Here is a 17,974-nt window from a genome sequence, read left to right as displayed (position 1 = left end):
CGCCGGCCCTGGGTAGAGATGATCCGGTCAGACAAGGCATAGTTGCCGACGGCGTAATTCGTACCGTGAGTGATCAACCCGGCCGGACCGGCCAGCGGGGAGATCAGACCCGGAAGGCGGTGGACGTGTCCACACACCGACGTGCCTGGCAGCATCGGGCCGGTGTGGTCGTAGCGTTGGTCTTCGGCGCCCTGCTCACCGTCCCCGCCACACCCGCCCTCGCGGAACCGCCCGAGGTGAGCCTCAGCCCGAGTTCGTTGAGCATCAACGCCGGCAGCGACGGGTCGGTCCAGGTTCGGGTAAAGCTGGCTGATCCCGGCCCGGCTCAGGTGACGATCAAAGTGGCCGGCCTCCCGTCCGGCGTCTCGTGCAGCGCCGGTTGTGACGCTCCGCAAGCGGTCGCCGGGCAGCGGAACATCCCCATCACCCTGAAGGCACGGCCGGATGCGCCGGCAGCCAACGGTGCAGGCGTTCAGATTACTGCCGAGACATCGAGCGATTCGAACAGCACTTCGCTCTCGCTCTCGGTGCGAGCCGCCGCTCCGCCGTCCCCGCAGCAGCCGGAGACCGTCAAGACGATCTCCGGCAAGGTGGTCACCTCCGAGGGCGAGCCGATCTCCGGCGCGCTCGTCATGCTGCGTGACAGCGCCAACAAGCAGCGCTCGACGGAGACGAACGGCAGCGGCAACTTCAGCTTCAGCGGCTCCGCGTCCCAACCGATCGCGCCGGGGCGGATCGACCTCGGCGCCTCCAAGGGGCAGGCCGAGCCCGGCACCAAGTCGATCAACGCCGCTGCCGGCCAGTCCGTCACCGGCCTGCGCATCAGCGTGGCGGTCAAGGCGTCGGCGAGCCCGAGCGCGACCCCGTCGGAGAGCGAGTCGGCCCAGCCGTCCGAGGAGGTCACCGAGGAGGACGCGGCGACCGACGCCCCCGCCTCCGACACGGCCGCCGCCCAGGAGCCGACCTCGAACGAGGACTCCGGCGGTTTCGGCTCCTGGCTGCTGATCCTGCTCGGCGGCCTCTTCGTCGCCGTCGGCGTGGGCACCATCGTGCTGCTCTACATGCGCCGCAAGAACGAGGACGGCGACGGCGACGGGCCGGGCGGGCCGATCGGTCCGGATGGCCCGGGCGGGGCCGCCGCGGCCGGCGCGATCCCCGCGGCCCGTGGCGCCTACCGGGGTGCGGACGACCAGACCCGGGTGGTCAACGGAATGGGCGCCGGTCCGACCCCGACCATGGTCGGCGGCGCCGCGATGAGCGAGGCGCCGACCATGCTCCAGCGGCCGGTCGTGGACGACGTCCCGCCGGACCCGTACGGCGCGCCGCCCGGCCCCACCTACGGCGTCGGCGCTGGGCAGGCCGGCTACGGCTACGGCGACGAGCCTTCCTCGGGCAGCGGCTACGGCACCGCCCCGGCCTCCGGCGCCGGCTACGGCAACGCTCCGTCCTCCGGCAGCGGCTACGGCACCGGCCCGTCCTCCGGCGCCGGCTACGGCAGCCCGGAGTACGCGGCCGGGGCGGGCGGCTACGCACCGGCGCAGGGCGGCGGGTACGGCAACGAGCGCTTCGACGAGCCGACCGGCCGCTACGCCGGTGACAGCACCCGGTACGCGCCGGCCGCCGATCCCTACCCGACCAGCACGTACCAGCCGGAGCAGGACCGGGGTTACGGCCAGCCGACCCCGGGCCAGTACGGTCGGGGCCCGGAGCAGGGCGACGGCTACGGCGCGGCCGGTGGCTACGGCGCCGCGTCGGGCGGTTACGACGACAATCCCGGCGGCTACGACGGCGGCCGGCAGCAGGCGGGCTACGGCGACGCGCCGACGGGCGGTTACGACGCCAACCCGAGCGGTGGCTACGGCACCCCTCCGGGCGGCGGCTACGACGCCAACCCGACCGGCGGCTACGGCACCCCTCCGGGCGGCGGCTACGACCCCAACCCGACCGGCGGCTACGGCACCCCTCCGGCCGGCGGCTACGACCCCAAGCCAGGCGGCGGCTACGACCCCAACCCGACCGGCGGCTACGGCGCCGCCCCGGCGGCGGGCGGCTACGGCGACGGCCCGCGCTACGGCGACAGCCGAGCGGATGGCGGCTACGACAACGCGCCGGCGGGTGGCTACGACAACGCCGGTGGCGGTTACGCCGGCGGCCGGCAGCAAGGTGGCTACGGTGACGCGCCGGCCGGCGGTTACGACGCCAACCCGGCGGGCGGCTACGACGGTCGCCAGCAGGGCGGTTACGACAGCGGTCAGGCCGGCGGCTACGGCGGTTACGACGGCGGTCAGCAGTCCGGCGGTTACGACCAGCGTGGCGGTTACGGCGACGGCTACGGCCAGTCGCCGCAGGGCGGATACGGCCAGGAGCCGCCGCAGCAGCGCGGTGGTGGCTACGACAACCAGGCCGGCTATTCCAACGACCCGGCCCAGGCCGGTCGTGCCCGCCCGGACGGCCAGTCCGACCGGGGCGGACGGCGTCTCGACTGGCTGGACGACTGACTTCACCTGCACGACGGTGGCCGCCCCACGAACGTGGGGCGGCCACCGTCGTCAGGTCCCCGGTTCGGCGTGAACGGGCTGCCTGATCAGGACCATGAATCTTGGCGCGTCATCCCAGGCCGGAGTCAGATGAGTGACGTGCCGCCACCCCCAGGAGTCGTAGACGCGTCGAGCGACGCTGTTCTCCGGATCCACCAGAAGGGTGGCGCGGTCCTCCGCGCGGCGGCTTAGAAGTTGGTCGTGCAGCGCTCGCGCCACGCCTTGCCGCCGCCACTGCGGTTGCACGAGCAGTTCGCTGATGGCGAAGGTACGTCGTCCCGTCTCCGCGACGAACCCGGACGGAATGGGTTGTTCGATTCCCGCCCACCACCCGGTCTCGGCGGGCAGGGGAAAGCCGTAGATGTACCCGGCCAGTCTCCCGCCGGCCATGGCGGTGACCAGGCTCCATCCGTCGCGTGACATGTGGGCGGCGAGCTGGCGTCGGTAACGGTCCTCGCTGTGGAACTCGCCGCCGCCCACGTACACCTGGAGGTAGAGGGCGACGAGTTCGTCGACGAGCGGAGCCGCCTCGACCGCGGTGTGGTGACGCAGGTCCAGTCCCCCCACTACCGGCTCACCACCTGGTCGTAGGCGTCGATGAACCCGCGGCTCGTGGCGGTCGGTCGCTGGGCCTGCCCCAGGCTCGACCTGACCTGGGCGAGGTGGCGCCAAACCCGCCCGGAACTCACCTGGTCCAGCTCGGGCAGGACGTCCATTGCCGTACGCGCGGCCTCGTTGACGTCGCCGAGCCGGCACTGCGCGTCGGCGAGCTGAACCGTGTAGTAGATCCGGTTCCGGCGCAACGCCGGTGGGATGTTCTCGGTGATCGCGCGGAACGCGTCCGCGGCACGATCAGCCCGGCCCATCGCGAGGTACGACAGCCCTTCGATGCCCTGGACCTCCTGTGCCGTGACGAAGTGGAGGAATGGCATGTCGTCCTCGCTGGCGCCGCGCTCGAACTCGCGGCGAGCCTTGGTCATCGCCCGGCTGAAGCCGCCCGCATCCCCCAGTGCCGCGTACGTGCGCGCGGTGCGCAGGTGGAGCAGGGTCGCCAGCCTCGGCGTGCCCCACCCGGCCGAGGCACGCACCGCCGCTTCCGCGCTGTGCAACGACTCGCCGGGGTGGTCGTCCCGAACGAGCAACGCGAGCTGAGCGAAGGCGCGGACCTCCATGCGCGGATCGTCGGCGATGCGGGCCCGGGTGATCGCCTCGTTGAGGTACGGCCGCGCCAGCGGCCGACGGTCGGAGTCGATGGCCAGCCAGGCGGTCTCTATCGCCAGGTCGGCCAGCGCGGTCTGCAGGGCGTCGCCGACCTCCCGGCTGTAGGTGGCCGTTGTCGCCCACGAAGACAGGCGTGAATGGACCCGGACGGCGATGTCGTAGAGCTGATCGGCGCCCGCGACCGCGTCGGCCTGGCGGAGTTGCTCCACCAACGAGCCGGCGTAGCGTACCTGTTCCATGCCGACGCTCCGAGGTGCGTCGACCGGGCCGGAAAGCAGGTCGTGGAAGCCCGTCGCGGCGATGCCGGCAAGTGCGGCCAGGGCGTGAAACTGTCGGCGGTCCGTGGTGCCACCTCCTCGCTCCGATGCCGGTGTCGCGGCATCCGCCGGGATCGGCGGGTTCGCCGTCCCGGCTGTCTCCAGGGTTGCGACCGGCTCGTGGTCCGGTCGCTCGGCATCCGTGCTCTGCATGGCGGGTGGCTGGTCGGGCAGGCTGAACCACAGGTACGGCGACGGAATCCGGAGCAGCCGCGCCCAGTGGATGAGGCGATCCAGGTGAACGATCGGCGGCCCGTTCTCCACCCGGCTCAACTGCGCCTGCGTGATCCCCAGCCACCCCGCCACCGCGCTCTGCGGCAGTGGGCTCCTCCCCTGGTAGGGGTGATTCCGATACGCGCGAATCGCCCGACCGAGATGCCGTCCGGCCAGCGCCGCCCGTACCGGCTCGTGCTCCCAGAAGGACGCCGGCACCACCGGCGGGGCGCTCAACCGGTCCCGTTCGGCGGCCTGGCAGGGCGCGCAGCGTCCACTGTCGTTGTCGCGAGCCAGGCGTCCGCCGCAGCGGGGGCAGTTGGCGTGTGTCACCGGCGACCTCGCTCCGGGCGAGTGGCTAAGTCAGAAATCGAGCCTAACCATTCAAGCCGCTCAACGGCGTCACGGTATGCGTTCCGCGCATACCCGCATTTTCGTTGTCGCCCGTCCACGCCGATCTTGGGGTTGTGGCACCTCCGATACCGGCCCGAGCCCGACATTTTCTGGCACCACAAGTCCAAGATCGACGATGCTGCCCGCAGAACGGACGGACCTGGGGTGCGGGCGGCGCTCAGGCGGCGGTGAAGTAGCCCTGACGGAGCACCGGCACCACGGCGGAGACACCGACCTCGACGGCGACCTCGACGTCGGAGGCGAAACCACCCTCGGCCAGTTCCCGGCCGGAAACGCAACCCCGGACCGCCGCCGGGACGTCGGGTGTGCTGGCCAACGCGGCAAGCGCCACGGCCGCCTCCACCGAGAGCCCACCGGGCACCCCGGCCAGCGCGTCCAGCACGAGGGCCGCCCCGAGTTGATCCTCCACACAGGGACGCAGCGACCCGTCGGGCCAGCGCTCCCCGGCGGCCACCACGCCCACCGGGGCGTCGCTCGTGCCGTACCCCTGATTGCGCAGCCATCGCCCGACGGCGCGTGCGTTGCGCAGGCACGCCGCGACCACGGGCGTGCCGGTGGCGCTCGCCGCGGCGCTGATCGCCGAGCCGTTCGGCGACGGCAGCACCAGGTCGGCGGCGACCGGCGCGGCTCGCAGGGCCGCCGGGGAGAGCGACCACGGATGCTCCGGCGTCGTCTTCCGCCGCCCCACCGCGGCGACGGCACCGACCCGGCGGGCGTATTCCGCGGCCTGATCGCCCCAGGGGAACGGGTGCACCCGTGAGCCACGGCTCACCGCCACCTCCACGGCGGTGGTGAACGAGAGCACGTCCACCACCACCAGGGCGGCGCAGACCCGGCCGAGTTCCGCCGCCCCGGTCAACCCCCAGTCGAACCGGGCGCCGGCCCCGGGTTGGGCGAAGACGGCCAAGGCCAAGACCTCAGCGCTGGTCCGGCTCACCCGAAGCGGGGCGGTCGGCGTCCGGGGCGGACTCCGCCTCGGGCGTGCCCGCGTCCCCGGCCGGAGCGGAGCCGGCCGACGCCGCCTCGGTCGCCGCCGGAACGGATCCACCGGTCGCCGCCTCGGCCCCGGCCTGAGCCGGCCCGTCCGTGGCCTCAGCCGGGGTCGGTTCACCAGGCGCTTCGGCCTCCGAACCGGTCTTGGCGATCGGCTCCGCCTCGACCTGGGCCGGGTCCACCCCGACCGGCTGCTCGGCGGTGGCCGGCAGCACGGTGGTGGTGCCGGTACGGGTCGCCGCCACCTCCACCCGCGCCGCCTCGGCGTCGCCGAAGAGACGCGGCAGCGTCGCGCCGTGCACCTCGCGCAACTCGTTCAGGTCGATCCGGAACTGGCCCCGCACCTCAAGTGCCCCGCCGGTCGGGTCGGTGACGCCGATGACCTCCCACGGCACCCCCCGCTCGGCGCAGAGGGCGGTGAACGCCTTCTCGTGCCCGCGCGGCACCGACACCAGCACCCGGCCGGCCGACTCGCTGAACAGGAAGACGAACGGCATCGAGCCCTCGGCGAAGTGCTCCGGCAGCGCGATCTGCGCGCCGACGCCACGGCGCAGGGTGGACTCGACCAGGCTCTGCGCCAGCCCACCGTCGGAGAGGTCGTGCGCCGAGCTGAGGTGCCCGACCCGGGCCGCCTCGGCCAGCAGCTCGGCGAGCTGCCGCTCCCGGGCCAGGTCCACCTGCGGCGGGATGCCGCCCAGGTGCTCGTGGGTCACCCAGGCCCACTCGGAGCCGGAAAGCTCGACGTGCGTCTCGCCCAGCAGGAAGAGCTGGTCGTGGTCGCCGGCCGGGCGGGGCACGAAGCCCATCGGCACCCGCTCGGCGACGTCGTCGAGCACGCCCAGCACGCCGACCACCGGGGTCGGGTGGATGGCCGCCGCGCCGGTCTGGTTGTAGAAGCTGACGTTGCCGCCGGTGACCGGGATGCCCAGCTCCAGGCAGCCGTCCGCCAGGCCGCGCACGGCCTCGGCGAACTGCCACATCACGCCCGGGTCCTCCGGCGAGCCGAAGTTGAGGCAGTTGGTCACCGCGATCGGCTTCGCGCCGGTCACCGCCACGTTCCGGTACGCCTCGGCCAGCGCCAGCTTCGTCCCCTGGTAGGGGTCGAGGCGGGCGTACCGCCCGTTGCCGTCGACGGAGAGGGCCACACCCAGGCCGGTCCGCTCGTCGATCCGGATCACGCCCGAATCCTCCGGCTGGGCGAGCACGGTGTTGCCGAGCACGTAGCGGTCGTACTGCTCGGTGACCCAGGTCTTGTCGGCCAGGTTCGGCGAGGCGATCATGCGCAGCAGGGTCTCCCGGAGCGCGTCCGGGGTGCCCGGCCGGGGCAGCGTTTCGGCCCGGTCGGCCTGGAGCAGGATCAGGTCGGCCGGCTCACGCATCGGGCGGGCGTAGACCGGGCCGTCGTCGACGAGCGATCCCGGCGGCACGTCGACCACGAGCTGGTCGCGCCAGGTGATGACCAGCCGACCCGGTCGGCCGTCCGGCGACGGCGCGGTGACCTCGCCGATGGCGGTGGCCCAGACGCCCCACTTCTCGGCGGTCTTGAGCACCGCCTCCAGCTTCTCCGGCGTGACCACCAGCAGCATCCGCTCCTGGGACTCGCTCGCCAGGATCTCGTGCGGCTCCATCGACGGCTCGCGCAGCGGCACCCGCTCCAACCAGACCCGCATGCCGGTGCCGGCGGAGGCGGCGGTCTCGGTGAGGGCGCAGGTCAGGCCGGCGCCGCCGAGGTCCTGGATGCCGACCACCAGCTCGGCGTCGTACAGCTCCAGGCACGCCTCGATGAGCAGCTTCTCCATGAACGGGTCGCCCACCTGCACGGACGGGCGGCGCTGCTCGCTGCCCTCGTCGAAGGTGGCGCTGGCCAGCACGGACACTCCGCCGATGCCGTCCCGGCCGGTCTTGGCGCCGAGCAGCACCACGACGTTGCCGGGGCCGGTGGCGTCCTTCTTCTGGAGCCGGTCGACCGGCAGCACGCCCAGGCAGAGCGCGTTGAGCAGCGGGTTGCCCTGGTAGCAGGGGTCGAAGACCAGCTCGCCGCCGATGTTGGGCAGGCCGAGGCAGTTGCCGTAGCCGCCGACGCCGGCCACCACGCCGGGCAGCACGCGCGCGGTGTCCGGGTGGTCGGCCGCGCCGAAGCGCAGCGGGTCCATCACGGCCACCGGGCGGGCGCCCATGGCGAGGATGTCGCGGACGATGCCGCCGACGCCGGTCGCCGCGCCCTGGTACGGCTCGACGAAGCTCGGGTGGTTGTGTGACTCGACCTTGAAGGTGACCGCCAGCTCGTCGGAGACCCGGACCACGCCGGCGTTCTCCCCGATGCCGGCGAGCAGCCGATCGCTCGGCGGCGCCTTCTCGCCGAACTGGCGCAGGTGCACCTTGCTCGACTTGTAGGAGCAGTGCTCGCTCCACATGATCGAATACATGGCCAGCTCGGCCTGGGTGGGCCGGCGGCCGAGGATGTGCCGGATCCGGTCGTACTCGTCGTCGCGGAGGCCAAGCTCGGCGTACGGCTGAAGCTCTTCCGGCGTGCCGCCGGCCCGCTGCACGGTGTCCACGCCCGGCGCCCAGTCGTCGGTCGGGCCGGCCTGCGGCACCACGCCCTGCGCCTGGGGCAGGGTCGGATCCGGATGGGTGGTCATGACGTCTCCTTGCTGCGCTCGCCGCCGCAACGGCGGGTGAGCCGACCGATGGTGCCGGCCATCATCACGCGGGGGCTCCCACCAGGTGCTTGAGCACCGAGGTGAAGAAGCCGAGGCCGTCCAGGGAGGGGCCGGTGAGCGCCTCCACCGCGTGCTCGGGGTGCGGCATGATGCCGACGACGTTGCCGGCCTCATTGGTGATCGCGGCGATGTCGCGCTGCGATCCGTTCGGGTTGCCGCCGAGGTATCGGGCGACGACGCGGCCCTCGGCCTCCAGCCGGTCCAGCGTCGCGGCGTCGGCGACGTAGCAGCCCTCACCGTTCTTGACCGGGACGAGCACCTCCTGGCCCGGCTGGAACGCGTTGGTCCACGCGGTGCCGGTGGCCTCGATCCGGAGGACCTGGTCCCGGTTGCGGAAGTGCAGGTGCTGGTTGCGGGTGAGCGCCCCGGGCAACAGGTGTGCCTCGCAGAGGATCTGGAAGCCGTTGCAGATGCCGAGCACGGGCAGACCACCGCGGGCGGCGTCGACGACCGTCTCCATCACCGGCGCGAACCGGGCGATGGCTCCGCAGCGCAGGTAGTCGCCGTAGGAGAAGCCGCCGGGCAGGACGACGGCGTCCACTCCGTGCAGGTCCGGGTCGCCGTGCCATAGCCGGACCGGCTCGGCGCCGGCGAGCCGGGCGGCCCGGGCCGCGTCCCCGTCGTCGAGCGAGCCGGGAAAGGTCACCACACCGACCCGGGCGGTCACGAGTGCGCGCCCGCGGTCTCGTCGGAGGCGACCACGTGGACGGTGAAGTCCTCGATGACCGGGTTGGCGAGCAGCTTGTCGGCGATCTCGCGGGCCCGGTCCAGGTCCGGTTCGCCGGTGAACTCGATCTCGATCCGCCTGCCGATCCGAACCGAGGCGACGTCGTTGACGCCGAGCCGGGGCAGCGCGTTCGCGACGGCCTGGCCCTGCGGATCGAGGATCTCGGGCTTGAGCATGACGTCGACTACGACGCGAGGCACGGGGCACTCCTGACTGTGTACGCAGTTGGGTGCCGGCCCACAAACGGCCGAGCCCAGCCAGCCTACCTGGCAGATACCGCCCGGCCCGCACCGGCCGTCGCCAGTACGGGCGGTGGCGGGTGGGACTCTCGGCGCGGACCGGAGACCGTTGCGCGTTCGTTGCGGCGTCGATACGTATTCGTTGCGCGGGAGGCCGCGCCTCGGCCGCACACAGCGCCTCCCACCAGGCATTCTGCCCTGCTTCGGCGCGCGACGGGACCGGTTTCCGACAGACCTCCGTCTCGCTCCGCGGCGCACCTCACACCATCGATATCTACCAATTGGTATGTGGCGAGACGGACCGGCACGCCCATAGCATGCATCGCCAGATGTCGATGTCATCGATCGACGCCCCGCCGGTCCACCCCGCCCGGCGGGCCCCGATCGCGCCCGGCGACCCCGGGCGTCCATGCAGAAGGAGCCACCACATGCGCCTCCGTTCCCTGCTCGCCGTGTTGACCACCGCCCTTGCCGGCGTACTGGCCACGGCGTCCGGCGCCGGCGCCGCCCCGGCCGGACCGCAGCCGATCATCGGCGGCGGCACCGTCTCGTCCGCGCCGTGGGCCGCGGCCGTCTTCAGCAACGGCTCGTTCACCTGCTCCGGCAGCGTGATCGCGTCCCAGTGGGTGCTCACCGCCCGGCACTGCGTCAGCGGCAGCATGTCAGTCCGGGTCGGCAGCGTCTACTACGCCTCGGGCGGCGTCACCCGCACCGTGAGCGCCTCCTACACCCGCAACGACCTGGCCCTGCTCCGCCTCTCCAGCACGGTCAGCACCTCCACCGTCTCGCTCGCCAGCAGCAACCCGCCGGTCGGCTCCACCAACTCGATCTACGGCTGGGGCATGACCTGCTACAGCGGGTGCGGCGCGTCGCCCCAGCTCAAGACCGCCAACGTCCGGGTGACGAGCACGAGCGTCACCGACGCGTACGGCGGCCAGGCGATCCGGAGCACCCGGGTCAACGGCAACGCGTGGCGCGGTGACTCGGGCGGCCCGGAGTTCTACAACGGCCAGCAGGTCGGGGTGGCGTCCACCGCCGACGGCTCCAGCATCCAGAACTACGGCAGTGTCGCGTACAACAGGTCCTGGATCACCTCGGTGGCCGGTGTCTGACGGTTTCCACCGTCGCGGCGCGGATGGCCGGGAGGCACCCGACCGTCCGCGCCGCCCCGTTTCGCAGCATCCGATCAGGTGCACACGGCACGCGAACCACCCCCGCCGACGACTGACAGCATCGGAACCGTGCTGGTCGTGACGACGGATCAACTGCCCGGCTACGAGATCCGCCAGATCCTCGGCGAGGTGGTCTCCTCGATGGCGCGGACCCGCAACCCGTACCGCGAGGGGGTCAAGAATCTGCGTGGTGGCGCCTACGACCCGATGGCCCCGGACAACCTCACCCGCTGGCGCACCGACTCGGTGGCCCGGCTCGGCGAGGAGGCGCAGCGCCTCGGCGCGAACGCGGTGATCGGCATGCGCTTCGACAGCCGCGACTGCGGCGAGATGTGGATGGAGATCTGCGCGTACGGCACAGCGGTGATCGTGGTGCCGAGGACGCCCGACATCATGCCGCCGGACCAGCCGATGATCGCCGCCGAGACCGCCCACGAGCCGGAGATCGCCACCGCCCCCGGCGGCATCGCCGAACCGGCGAGCGCCCCCAACCTGAGTTCGGCGGCCGAAACCCCCACCGGCCCCTGACCCCCGCCCCTTCTCACCGTTGATCATGAAGTTAGCGGCAGCGACGGAGATCCACATCGCCGCCAACTTCATGATCAACGGGGAAGGCCGTGCGGTCAGAGGATGGGGGGTGGGGAGTAGGTGGCGGCCTCGGGGTGGGAACGGACGATCTCGGTGATCCGTGCGGTCACCCGGGTCACCTGATCGTTGGCGGCGCCGGTGAAGGTGCTGCGATCGGCGACCAGGGTGTCGATCTCGGAGCGGGTCAGGTTCAGGCGGCCGTCGGCGGCCAGGCGGTCGAACAGGTCGTTCTCGGGAGCGCCCTTCTCCCGCATGGCCAGCGCCACGGCCACCGCGTGTTCCTTGATCACCTCGTGTGCGACCTCCCGGCCGACGCCCCGGCGGACGGCGGCGACCAGGATCTTCGTGGTGGCCAGGAACGGCAGGAAACGCTCCAGCTCCCGGTTGATCACCGCCGGGTACGGGCCGAACTCGTCGAGCACGGTGAGGAACGTCTGGAACAGGCCGTCAGCGGCGAAGAACGCGTCCGGCAGCGCCACCCGGCGCACCACCGAGCACGACACGTCGCCCTCGTTCCACTGGTCACCGGCCAGCTCGCCGACCATTGACAGGTAACCCCGGATGATCACCGCGAAGCCGTTCACCCGCTCCGAGGAGCGGGTGTTCATCTTGTGCGGCATCGCGCTGGAGCCGACCTGCCCCGGCCTGAAGCCCTCGGTGACCAGCTCCTGGCCCACCATCAGCCGGATCGTGGTGGCAAGCGACGACGGCGCGGCGGCCACCTGCGCCAGCGCGGCCAGCACGTCGAAGTCGAGCGAGCGCGGATAGACCTGGCCGACGCTGTCCAGCACCCGGCCGAACCCGAGGTGCCCGGCCACCCGGCGCTCCAGCTCGGCCACCTTGCCGGCGTCGCCGTCGAAGAGGTCGAGCTGGTCGGCGGCGGTGCCGACCGGCCCCTTGATCCCACGCAGCGGGTAGCGGCCGATCAGGTCCGCCAACCGCTCGTACGCGATCAGCAGCTCCTCCGCTGCGGACGCGAAGCGCTTGCCCAGCGTGGTGGCCTGGGCCGCCACGTTGTGCGACCGGCCGGTCAGCACCAGCGGGGAGTATTCGCCCGCGTGCCAGGCGAGCCGGGCCAGGGTGGCGACCACCCGGTCCCGGATCAGCTCCAGCGACGCCCGGATCTGGAGCTGCTCGACGTTCTCGGTGAGGTCGCGGGAGGTCATCCCCTTGTGCACGTGCTCGTGCCCGGCGAGCGCGCTGAACTCCTCGATCCGGGCCTTCACGTCGTGCCGGGTGACCCGCTCGCGCGCCGCGATCGAGGCCAGGTCGACGTCGTCGACCACCCGCTCGTACGCCTCAACCACCCCGTCCGGCACCGGCACGCCGAGGTCCCGCTGGGCCCGGAGCACCGCCAGCCAGAGCCGGCGCTCCATCCGTACCTTCTCCTCCGGCGACCAGAGCGCGACCAGCTCCGGTGAGGCGTAGCGGTTGGCGAGCACGTTCGGGATCGTCGTCACGGCCCACATTCTTTCGTACGCCCCGAACCACCGACCATCAGGCCGGTCCAGCGCGACCGTTCCGGCGCGTTGTCGACGATGCGACAGTCACGCTCCGGCGCGAATTCCACGGATATGCTGTCCGCCCTCCGTCAATGATCCCCGATCGAGAAGGCGTCTCCGATGTCGCACCCCGCAATCGATGTCGACACCCTGCCCTTTCTGGTGTCCGTGGAGGTGTCGGACGACCCGGACACCATGGGGCTGTTCCGGAAGGGCGAACGCGAGGTGGCGGTCCGGCACATTCCGATCGCCGTTCTCCGGGAGAGCGTCCGGCACACGGTGGCCGCGCTCCGCACGGTCTTCGACGAGGTGGCCGAGGAGACCGGGCGGCTCCGGCTCGCCGAGGCGCAGTTCAGTTTCGAGGTGTCGGCCAAGGGTGGCCTGAACCTGATCGGTACGACCGAGATCGGCTCCAAGGGCACGGTCACGCTGACCTTCCGGGAGTAGCCACCGTGGCCGCCTTCCGTGCCCTCCTGCTCGGCGTCGCGGAGTACGACGACCCGCAGATCCTGCCGCTGCCCTTCGTCACCAACGACATCGGCGCACTGAGCGTGGCTCTCGAGGAGAACGGGTACCGCGTCCGTACCCTCGACGGTGGCCGGCTCAGCCGGCCGAAGATCTGCGCCGAGGTCACGCAGTTCCTTGACAACGCCCATCTGGGCGACAACCTGCTCATCTATCTGAGCGGGCACGGCGCCCACACGGGCGGAGTCGACTTTCTGGTGCCGTCCGAGGCCGATCTGCGGATTCCGCTCACCGAGTCGATGGTTCCCCTGAACTACTGGGCGGGTGCCGTCGAGCGGAGCCGGGCCGGGCAGGTCGTCTTCGTCGTGGACGCCTGCCGTGAGGGGCTGGACCAGGAGTCCATGGCGCTGGAACTACGGCGGTGGAGCACAGGTCGGATCAGCCACGTGGCGCATCAGCGGATCGCCTTTCTGTTCGCCTGCGGCCCCGGCGAGAAGGCGCAGTTCGTTCCCGGCGCCGGTGACTCCTTCAGCGTCTTCTCCCGCGCGTTGCAGCAGGTTCTGGTCAACGGTCAGGCCGGCCGCACCCTGGAGGATCTCGTCGGCACGGTCAACGAGCAGATGCGGGAACTGGCGGCGGCGCACGACCGCCGGGTCCAGACCGCCCACGCCCATCCGGACCCCGCGACGATCACGCCGTTCCCGCTCTCGTCGCGCCGGTCGATGCAGCGCTCGTTCGACTGGGTCACCCAGGCGCAGTCCCACCGGGCCTGGGACCTGGTCGCACCGGCGCTGGACAGCGAGGAGCTTCGTAGTTCCACCGTCAGCCTCGTCGAGCATCTGGTGCGACTGCGCCGGGAGGCCGCGCGGGATCTGGCCCGGGATCCCTGGCACGAGCCGGACCTCGCCACGCGCATCGGCCGGCGGGTCGAGTTCCTGACGAGCCTCCCGGCATTTCCCGCCACGACCTCGGGCGGCGAGCTGCACCTGTCCGCGGCCGAGGCCGCGCTGCTGGTCGCCGGCCCATACCTGTACGACACCTTCTGGGCGCTGCGCGCCGCCCGGGCCGCGCACGTCGATCCGACCAACTGGTCCGCGCCGGAACGCCTGGACGCCGACAACGACTCCTACCGCCGCTTCGCGCAGAGCTTCCCCCGGCTGTGGCGCCGGTTGAACGGACGGGCACGGGACTCCGACGTCGCCGGTCAGATCGGGTGGTGGCTGCTTCACCGATGGATCGCCCGGCAGTCCCTGACCCGCCCGGACGCCGACGTCTCGGAGTTGATCCCGCTCGGGGTCGCCTCGTCGCACCTGTCCGCACGGGTCTTCGAGCAGCCTCGGGTGATCGAACTGCTCCGGAGCCTGCGCGGTGGCCCCGGCTTCCTGACCCGCACCGATCGACCGGGACGGCTACAGAGCCGCTGCACGGTCGGCGCGGGGACCGCCGATGAGCAACCGGTGCGGGAACGGCTGGTCGCCTACCTGCTCGCTGCGGGCCGCGCCATGGCCGTCGAGGCCGCCGCCCTGCCGGAGGTGGTGGTCGAGCACATGGGGATCAGTGATCCGGTGACACCCGAGGATCTGCACGTCTCCATCGACTCGGTGGAATGGGAGTCCCGTGGGCCGGTCCGCGTCCTGCGCACCACCTGCGCCCACCCCGCCATCGAGATCGCGTTGCGGGCCCACGTCGAGTTCTTCGACACGCTCCTGGTCGAGATCCAGGACGCCGCCGCCGAGGACGCGCACCTCCATCCGCTCTCCGCCCTGCCGGCGCACGCCTCGGCGGACCAGATCCGCCCGAGCGAAGGACCGGACGGTCGGGCCTACCAGTCCGCCGGCGTGCGGTTCCATCTCGCCGAGGACAGGATCCAGGAGCTGCTCATGGGCGAGCAGCTCTACGGCGACCCGCTCCTGGCCATCCGCGAGCTCTATCAGAACGCGCTGGACGCCTGCCGGTACCGCGCGGCCCGCAACGAGTACGTGAACCGGACCGGCCGGCCGACTCCCGCGTGGGAGGGCCGGATCGACTTCGTCCAGGGCAGGGACGGCCAGGGACGCCCCTACCTGGAATGCACCGACAACGGCGTGGGGATGGGTGTCCGCGAGCTGACCGATGTCTTCTCCCAGGCCGGGACGCGCTTCGTTGAGACATCCGAGTTCGTGGAGGAGCAGTCGCGGTGGGCGCGCCTGGAACCGCCGATCGCTTTCTTCCCCAACAGCCGGTTCGGCGTCGGCGTGCTGAGCTACTTCATGCTCGCCGATGAGATCACCGTGGAGACCTGCCGGTTCGGTCAGGAGGGCCGTCCCGGTAGCCGCCTCCGGGTGTCCATCGCCGGACCGGGCAACCTCTTCCGAATTCGGGACACCGGCCCGGGGCCGGAGGCCGGCACGAGGGTCCGGCTCTATCTCAGGAAGGACACCGAAAAGCTCTCCAGCGCGGACTTCCTGCGGCGGTTTCTCTGGGTGGCCGAGTTCCGCACCACGGTGACACACGACGACAAGGTCGCGGTGTGGGAACCGCGACGGCTGTCGACGATCGCCCCGCTGGGCGGCAGCGACCTGCTGGAGGCGGAAGAGGATACAGACCGGGCACCGCGCCCGGAGCCGATCGTGGTCGGGTCGGAGCCACATCCGGTGTGGTGGTGCAATCGTCCCGGCGCGGTCCTGGGGGACGGCATCTGGCTTCAGAGAGCGGCCTTCACCGCTGTGGTCAACCTCTTCGGCAGGCGCGCGCCGCGGCTGTCGGTCAACCGGACGCAGATGCTTGACGACCAGTCGCAGGAGATAACCGATCTCCTGCGGGAGGCCGCCGGAGCCGCAGGTGCCGCCGACAGTCCGCTGTTCAGTCACCACTGGCTCTCGGAACTCACCAAGCACGAACCGATGGTGGCGGATGCGGTGTTCGAGCTGGCGCTCCGGGCGGGCCGCGCATCCTGGCCCGGGAGCACCCGGGCGGACGAGCTACTCACCGTCGGCTGCTACCCACCAGACGCGGCGATGCCGGTCCTCCCGGTCGCGCCGACCAGGCGCCGCGCCACGGATCGGATGGCCGGAGAAATCGCCGACCTGACCCAGCCGGTCGGGACCTGGCGCCTGGTCGCCTGGATCGCCGCCGGCCTCCACGGCTCCGAGTTGGCGGTGTCGCACGGAAGCATCATCCGGGCGAAACCGAGCGACTCGATCCTCACCCAGGCGGAGCAGGGCAGTCGCTCCTGGCTGGCTCCGACCCAGCCGATCCCGATCGGCCACCTCCTCTCAGCGGCCACCACGCTCGGCCCGTTCCTTCCGGCGGTTGTCGAGCGACTCGTGGCACTCGGCTATCCGGCGCCCCGACACGAACTGCCCGACCCGACGAGCCCGGTCGATCGACTGCTGCTGAGCCGAGACATCGACGGGAACGGGCCCTGGTTGGACCAGACCGACGAGGTGGCGGTCCCGCACCTCGTGATAGCGGCGGCAAAGGCGGGCGTGGACGCCGACCTGGCAGCCGACCGGCTCCGCCGGCTCGGCTTCACCGTACGGGACGCGCCGGCCGACGGTCTGGATCCGGTCGATTTCCTCGTCGCGAGCCTACAGTTGGACGGCCTGCGCCCGTGGCTCCGACCCGGCGCGACCGTTTCCGGTGGGCACGTCGTCGTCGCCGCCTTCGCGGCCGGCATCCCGGTCGAGGCCGTCGTCGACCGGCTGCGCCGGCTCGGGTACGCCGCGACGGTCCCGCCTCCGGCCGACCTGGCGGTCGAGGCCGAGATCAAGCTGCTGTGCGTTTCCGACGATCTGCCGGACCGCTCGGGCCAGGCGATGGCGCCCCCCTTCGGAAGTGCTTTCGACCGCCCCCGCCGCTACGGCTCTTCGGCCCCCAACCCGGTGTTGGACGCGTCGGAGCCCCTGCCCCCGCACAGGCTGATCGAGGTGGCCGAGCGCAGCGGGTTGAGCCCCGGCAGGGCGGCCGAACGGCTGAAGCAGCTCGGTTACCAGCTCGTCGGAGAAACCTTTCCCGACACGGTGGGCGAGCACGACCTCGTGCTCCTCAGTAGGGATCTCGACGGGCGGCAACCGTGGTTGGATCCGGCCGCCACCGTCCTGCCCTCCCATCTCGCCACTGCGGCCACTCGGCTCGAGCTGGCTCCCGCCCAGGTGGCGGCGCGGCTCGCGGAGTACGGCTACCCCATCCCGGCGGTGTCGCTCCCGGACACTGTCACCTTCACCGATGTCGGTCTGCTCAGCCGCGACCTGGACGGAGACTCGCCCTGGTTGGACGGGACCAGCGTCGTCCCGCCGGGCCACGTCCTGCTCGGCGCGAGACGGACCGGACTCACCCACGCCCAGGTGCATGAACGGCTCCGGCGCTTCGGCTTCACCAGCCGGTCGGGCCTGCCCGACGACGTCACCTCGGCGGATCTGATCATTCTCAGCCAGCAGCTCGACGGTGAGCACCCCTGGCTCGACGTGGAGCGGCAGGTGGAGGTCGGACACCTGGTCGGTGCCGCGCACCGCACCGGCCTCACTCCGGCCCGGGTCGCGGAACGTCTCCGCGAGTTCGGCCACGCGACACCCGAGCACGCGCTGCCGGATTACATCTCGGCCGAAGACACCGTGCTCGTCAGCCGGTCCCTCGACGGCCAGCACCCCTGGATGGATCCGGCCGACCCGCTCACCCTCGCGCGCCTCGTGATCGGTGCCGACGTCACCGGCCTCAGCCCGACGCGGGTGTCACAACGACTCTTGGAGCTGGGCTTCCAGGGCGCCGACGAGTGGCACATAGAGCCTTCGGTCGGCCTGCCCGAAGGGGCCACCGTCCGACTCGTCCCATCGGCGGTGCCGCCGCCCGAGGCGTGAAACCACGCGGGGCGGGCGGGCGTCGCCC

At 71.8% G+C, this 17,974-nt stretch carries 11 protein-coding genes and 1 pseudogene; 5 read left to right on the top strand and 7 right to left on the bottom strand.

What is annotated here, in order from left to right:
- The first annotated feature begins 125 nt into the window (after positions 1–125).
- Positions 126–2,498, top strand: coding sequence for a carboxypeptidase regulatory-like domain-containing protein (locus O7613_RS26740; RefSeq protein WP_282294620.1), 2,373 nt, complete (start codon positions 126–128; stop codon positions 2,496–2,498).
- A 51-nt stretch (positions 2,499–2,549) separates the two neighbouring features.
- Here O7613_RS26740 and O7613_RS26735 read toward each other — a convergent pair whose 3' ends face one another.
- From O7613_RS26735 to purS, 6 genes and pseudogenes are all read right to left on the bottom strand, one after another.
- Entirely contained in the window at positions 2,550–3,104 is a 555-nt protein-coding gene (locus tag O7613_RS26735; RefSeq protein WP_282290635.1) for a GNAT family N-acetyltransferase, read from the bottom strand.
- The gene (locus tag O7613_RS26730) at positions 3,104–4,510 is read right to left on the bottom strand and encodes a helix-turn-helix transcriptional regulator (RefSeq protein ID WP_282290634.1); all 1,407 of its coding nucleotides are present in this window, start codon (positions 4,508–4,510) and stop codon (positions 3,104–3,106) included. Before O7613_RS26730 ends, O7613_RS26735 begins: the two co-directional genes overlap by 1 nt.
- 349 nt (positions 4,511–4,859) lie before the next feature.
- The gene (locus O7613_RS26725) at positions 4,860–5,609 is read right to left on the bottom strand and encodes a 2-phosphosulfolactate phosphatase (protein WP_282290632.1); all 750 of its coding nucleotides are present in this window, start codon (positions 5,607–5,609) and stop codon (positions 4,860–4,862) included.
- A 10-nt stretch (positions 5,610–5,619) separates the two neighbouring features.
- Positions 5,620–8,256, bottom strand: a pseudogene (gene purL / locus O7613_RS26720) (phosphoribosylformylglycinamidine synthase subunit PurL); the annotation flags it as partial.
- A 145-nt stretch (positions 8,257–8,401) separates the two neighbouring features.
- Positions 8,402–9,085, bottom strand: coding sequence for a phosphoribosylformylglycinamidine synthase subunit PurQ (gene purQ, locus O7613_RS26715; protein ID WP_281585635.1), 684 nt, complete (start codon positions 9,083–9,085; stop codon positions 8,402–8,404).
- Entirely contained in the window at positions 9,082–9,345 is a 264-nt protein-coding gene (gene purS, locus O7613_RS26710) for a phosphoribosylformylglycinamidine synthase subunit PurS (protein WP_281585636.1), read from the bottom strand. The genes purQ and purS overlap by 4 nt, the downstream gene beginning before the upstream one ends.
- Positions 9,346–9,812: 467 nt before the next feature.
- Here purS and O7613_RS26705 point away from each other — a divergent pair, with 467 nt between their 5' ends.
- Both O7613_RS26705 and O7613_RS26700 read left to right on the top strand, forming a co-directional pair.
- Complete coding sequence (locus O7613_RS26705) at positions 9,813–10,496, top strand: DUF1986 domain-containing protein (protein ID WP_281585637.1); 684 nt, start codon at positions 9,813–9,815, stop codon at positions 10,494–10,496.
- A 129-nt stretch (positions 10,497–10,625) separates the two neighbouring features.
- Positions 10,626–11,084, top strand: coding sequence for a YbjQ family protein (locus O7613_RS26700; protein WP_282285927.1), 459 nt, complete (start codon positions 10,626–10,628; stop codon positions 11,082–11,084).
- 95 nt (positions 11,085–11,179) lie between these two features.
- Here the strand turns inward: O7613_RS26700 and purB are convergent, their stop codons facing one another.
- On the bottom strand, positions 11,180–12,604 hold the full coding sequence (gene purB, locus O7613_RS26695) for an adenylosuccinate lyase (RefSeq protein ID WP_282290629.1): 1,425 nt from the start codon (positions 12,602–12,604) through the stop codon (positions 11,180–11,182).
- Positions 12,605–12,766: 162 nt separating this feature from the next.
- Here purB and O7613_RS26690 point away from each other — a divergent pair, with 162 nt between their 5' ends.
- Both O7613_RS26690 and O7613_RS26685 read left to right on the top strand, forming a co-directional pair.
- On the top strand, positions 12,767–13,093 hold the full coding sequence (locus O7613_RS26690; RefSeq protein WP_282290628.1) for a hypothetical protein: 327 nt from the start codon (positions 12,767–12,769) through the stop codon (positions 13,091–13,093).
- A 5-nt stretch (positions 13,094–13,098) separates the two neighbouring features.
- Positions 13,099–17,946, top strand: coding sequence for a caspase family protein (locus O7613_RS26685; protein WP_282290627.1), 4,848 nt, complete (start codon positions 13,099–13,101; stop codon positions 17,944–17,946).
- Positions 17,947–17,974: the final 28 nt, after the last annotated feature.

Source organism: Micromonospora sp. WMMD975, from assembly GCF_029581215.1.
Taxonomy (GTDB): Bacteria; Actinomycetota; Actinomycetes; order Mycobacteriales; family Micromonosporaceae; genus Micromonospora.
This window is presented reverse-complemented; position numbering and strand designations above follow the sequence as displayed.

Coding starts and splice junctions, on each gene's coding strand:
- O7613_RS26705 (WP_281585637.1), top strand. CDS start 9,813: ATGCGCCTCCGTTCCCTGCTCGCCGTGTTGACCACCGCCCTTGCCGGC.
- O7613_RS26690 (WP_282290628.1), top strand. CDS start 12,767: ATGTCGCACCCCGCAATCGATGTCGACACCCTGCCCTTTCTGGTGTCC.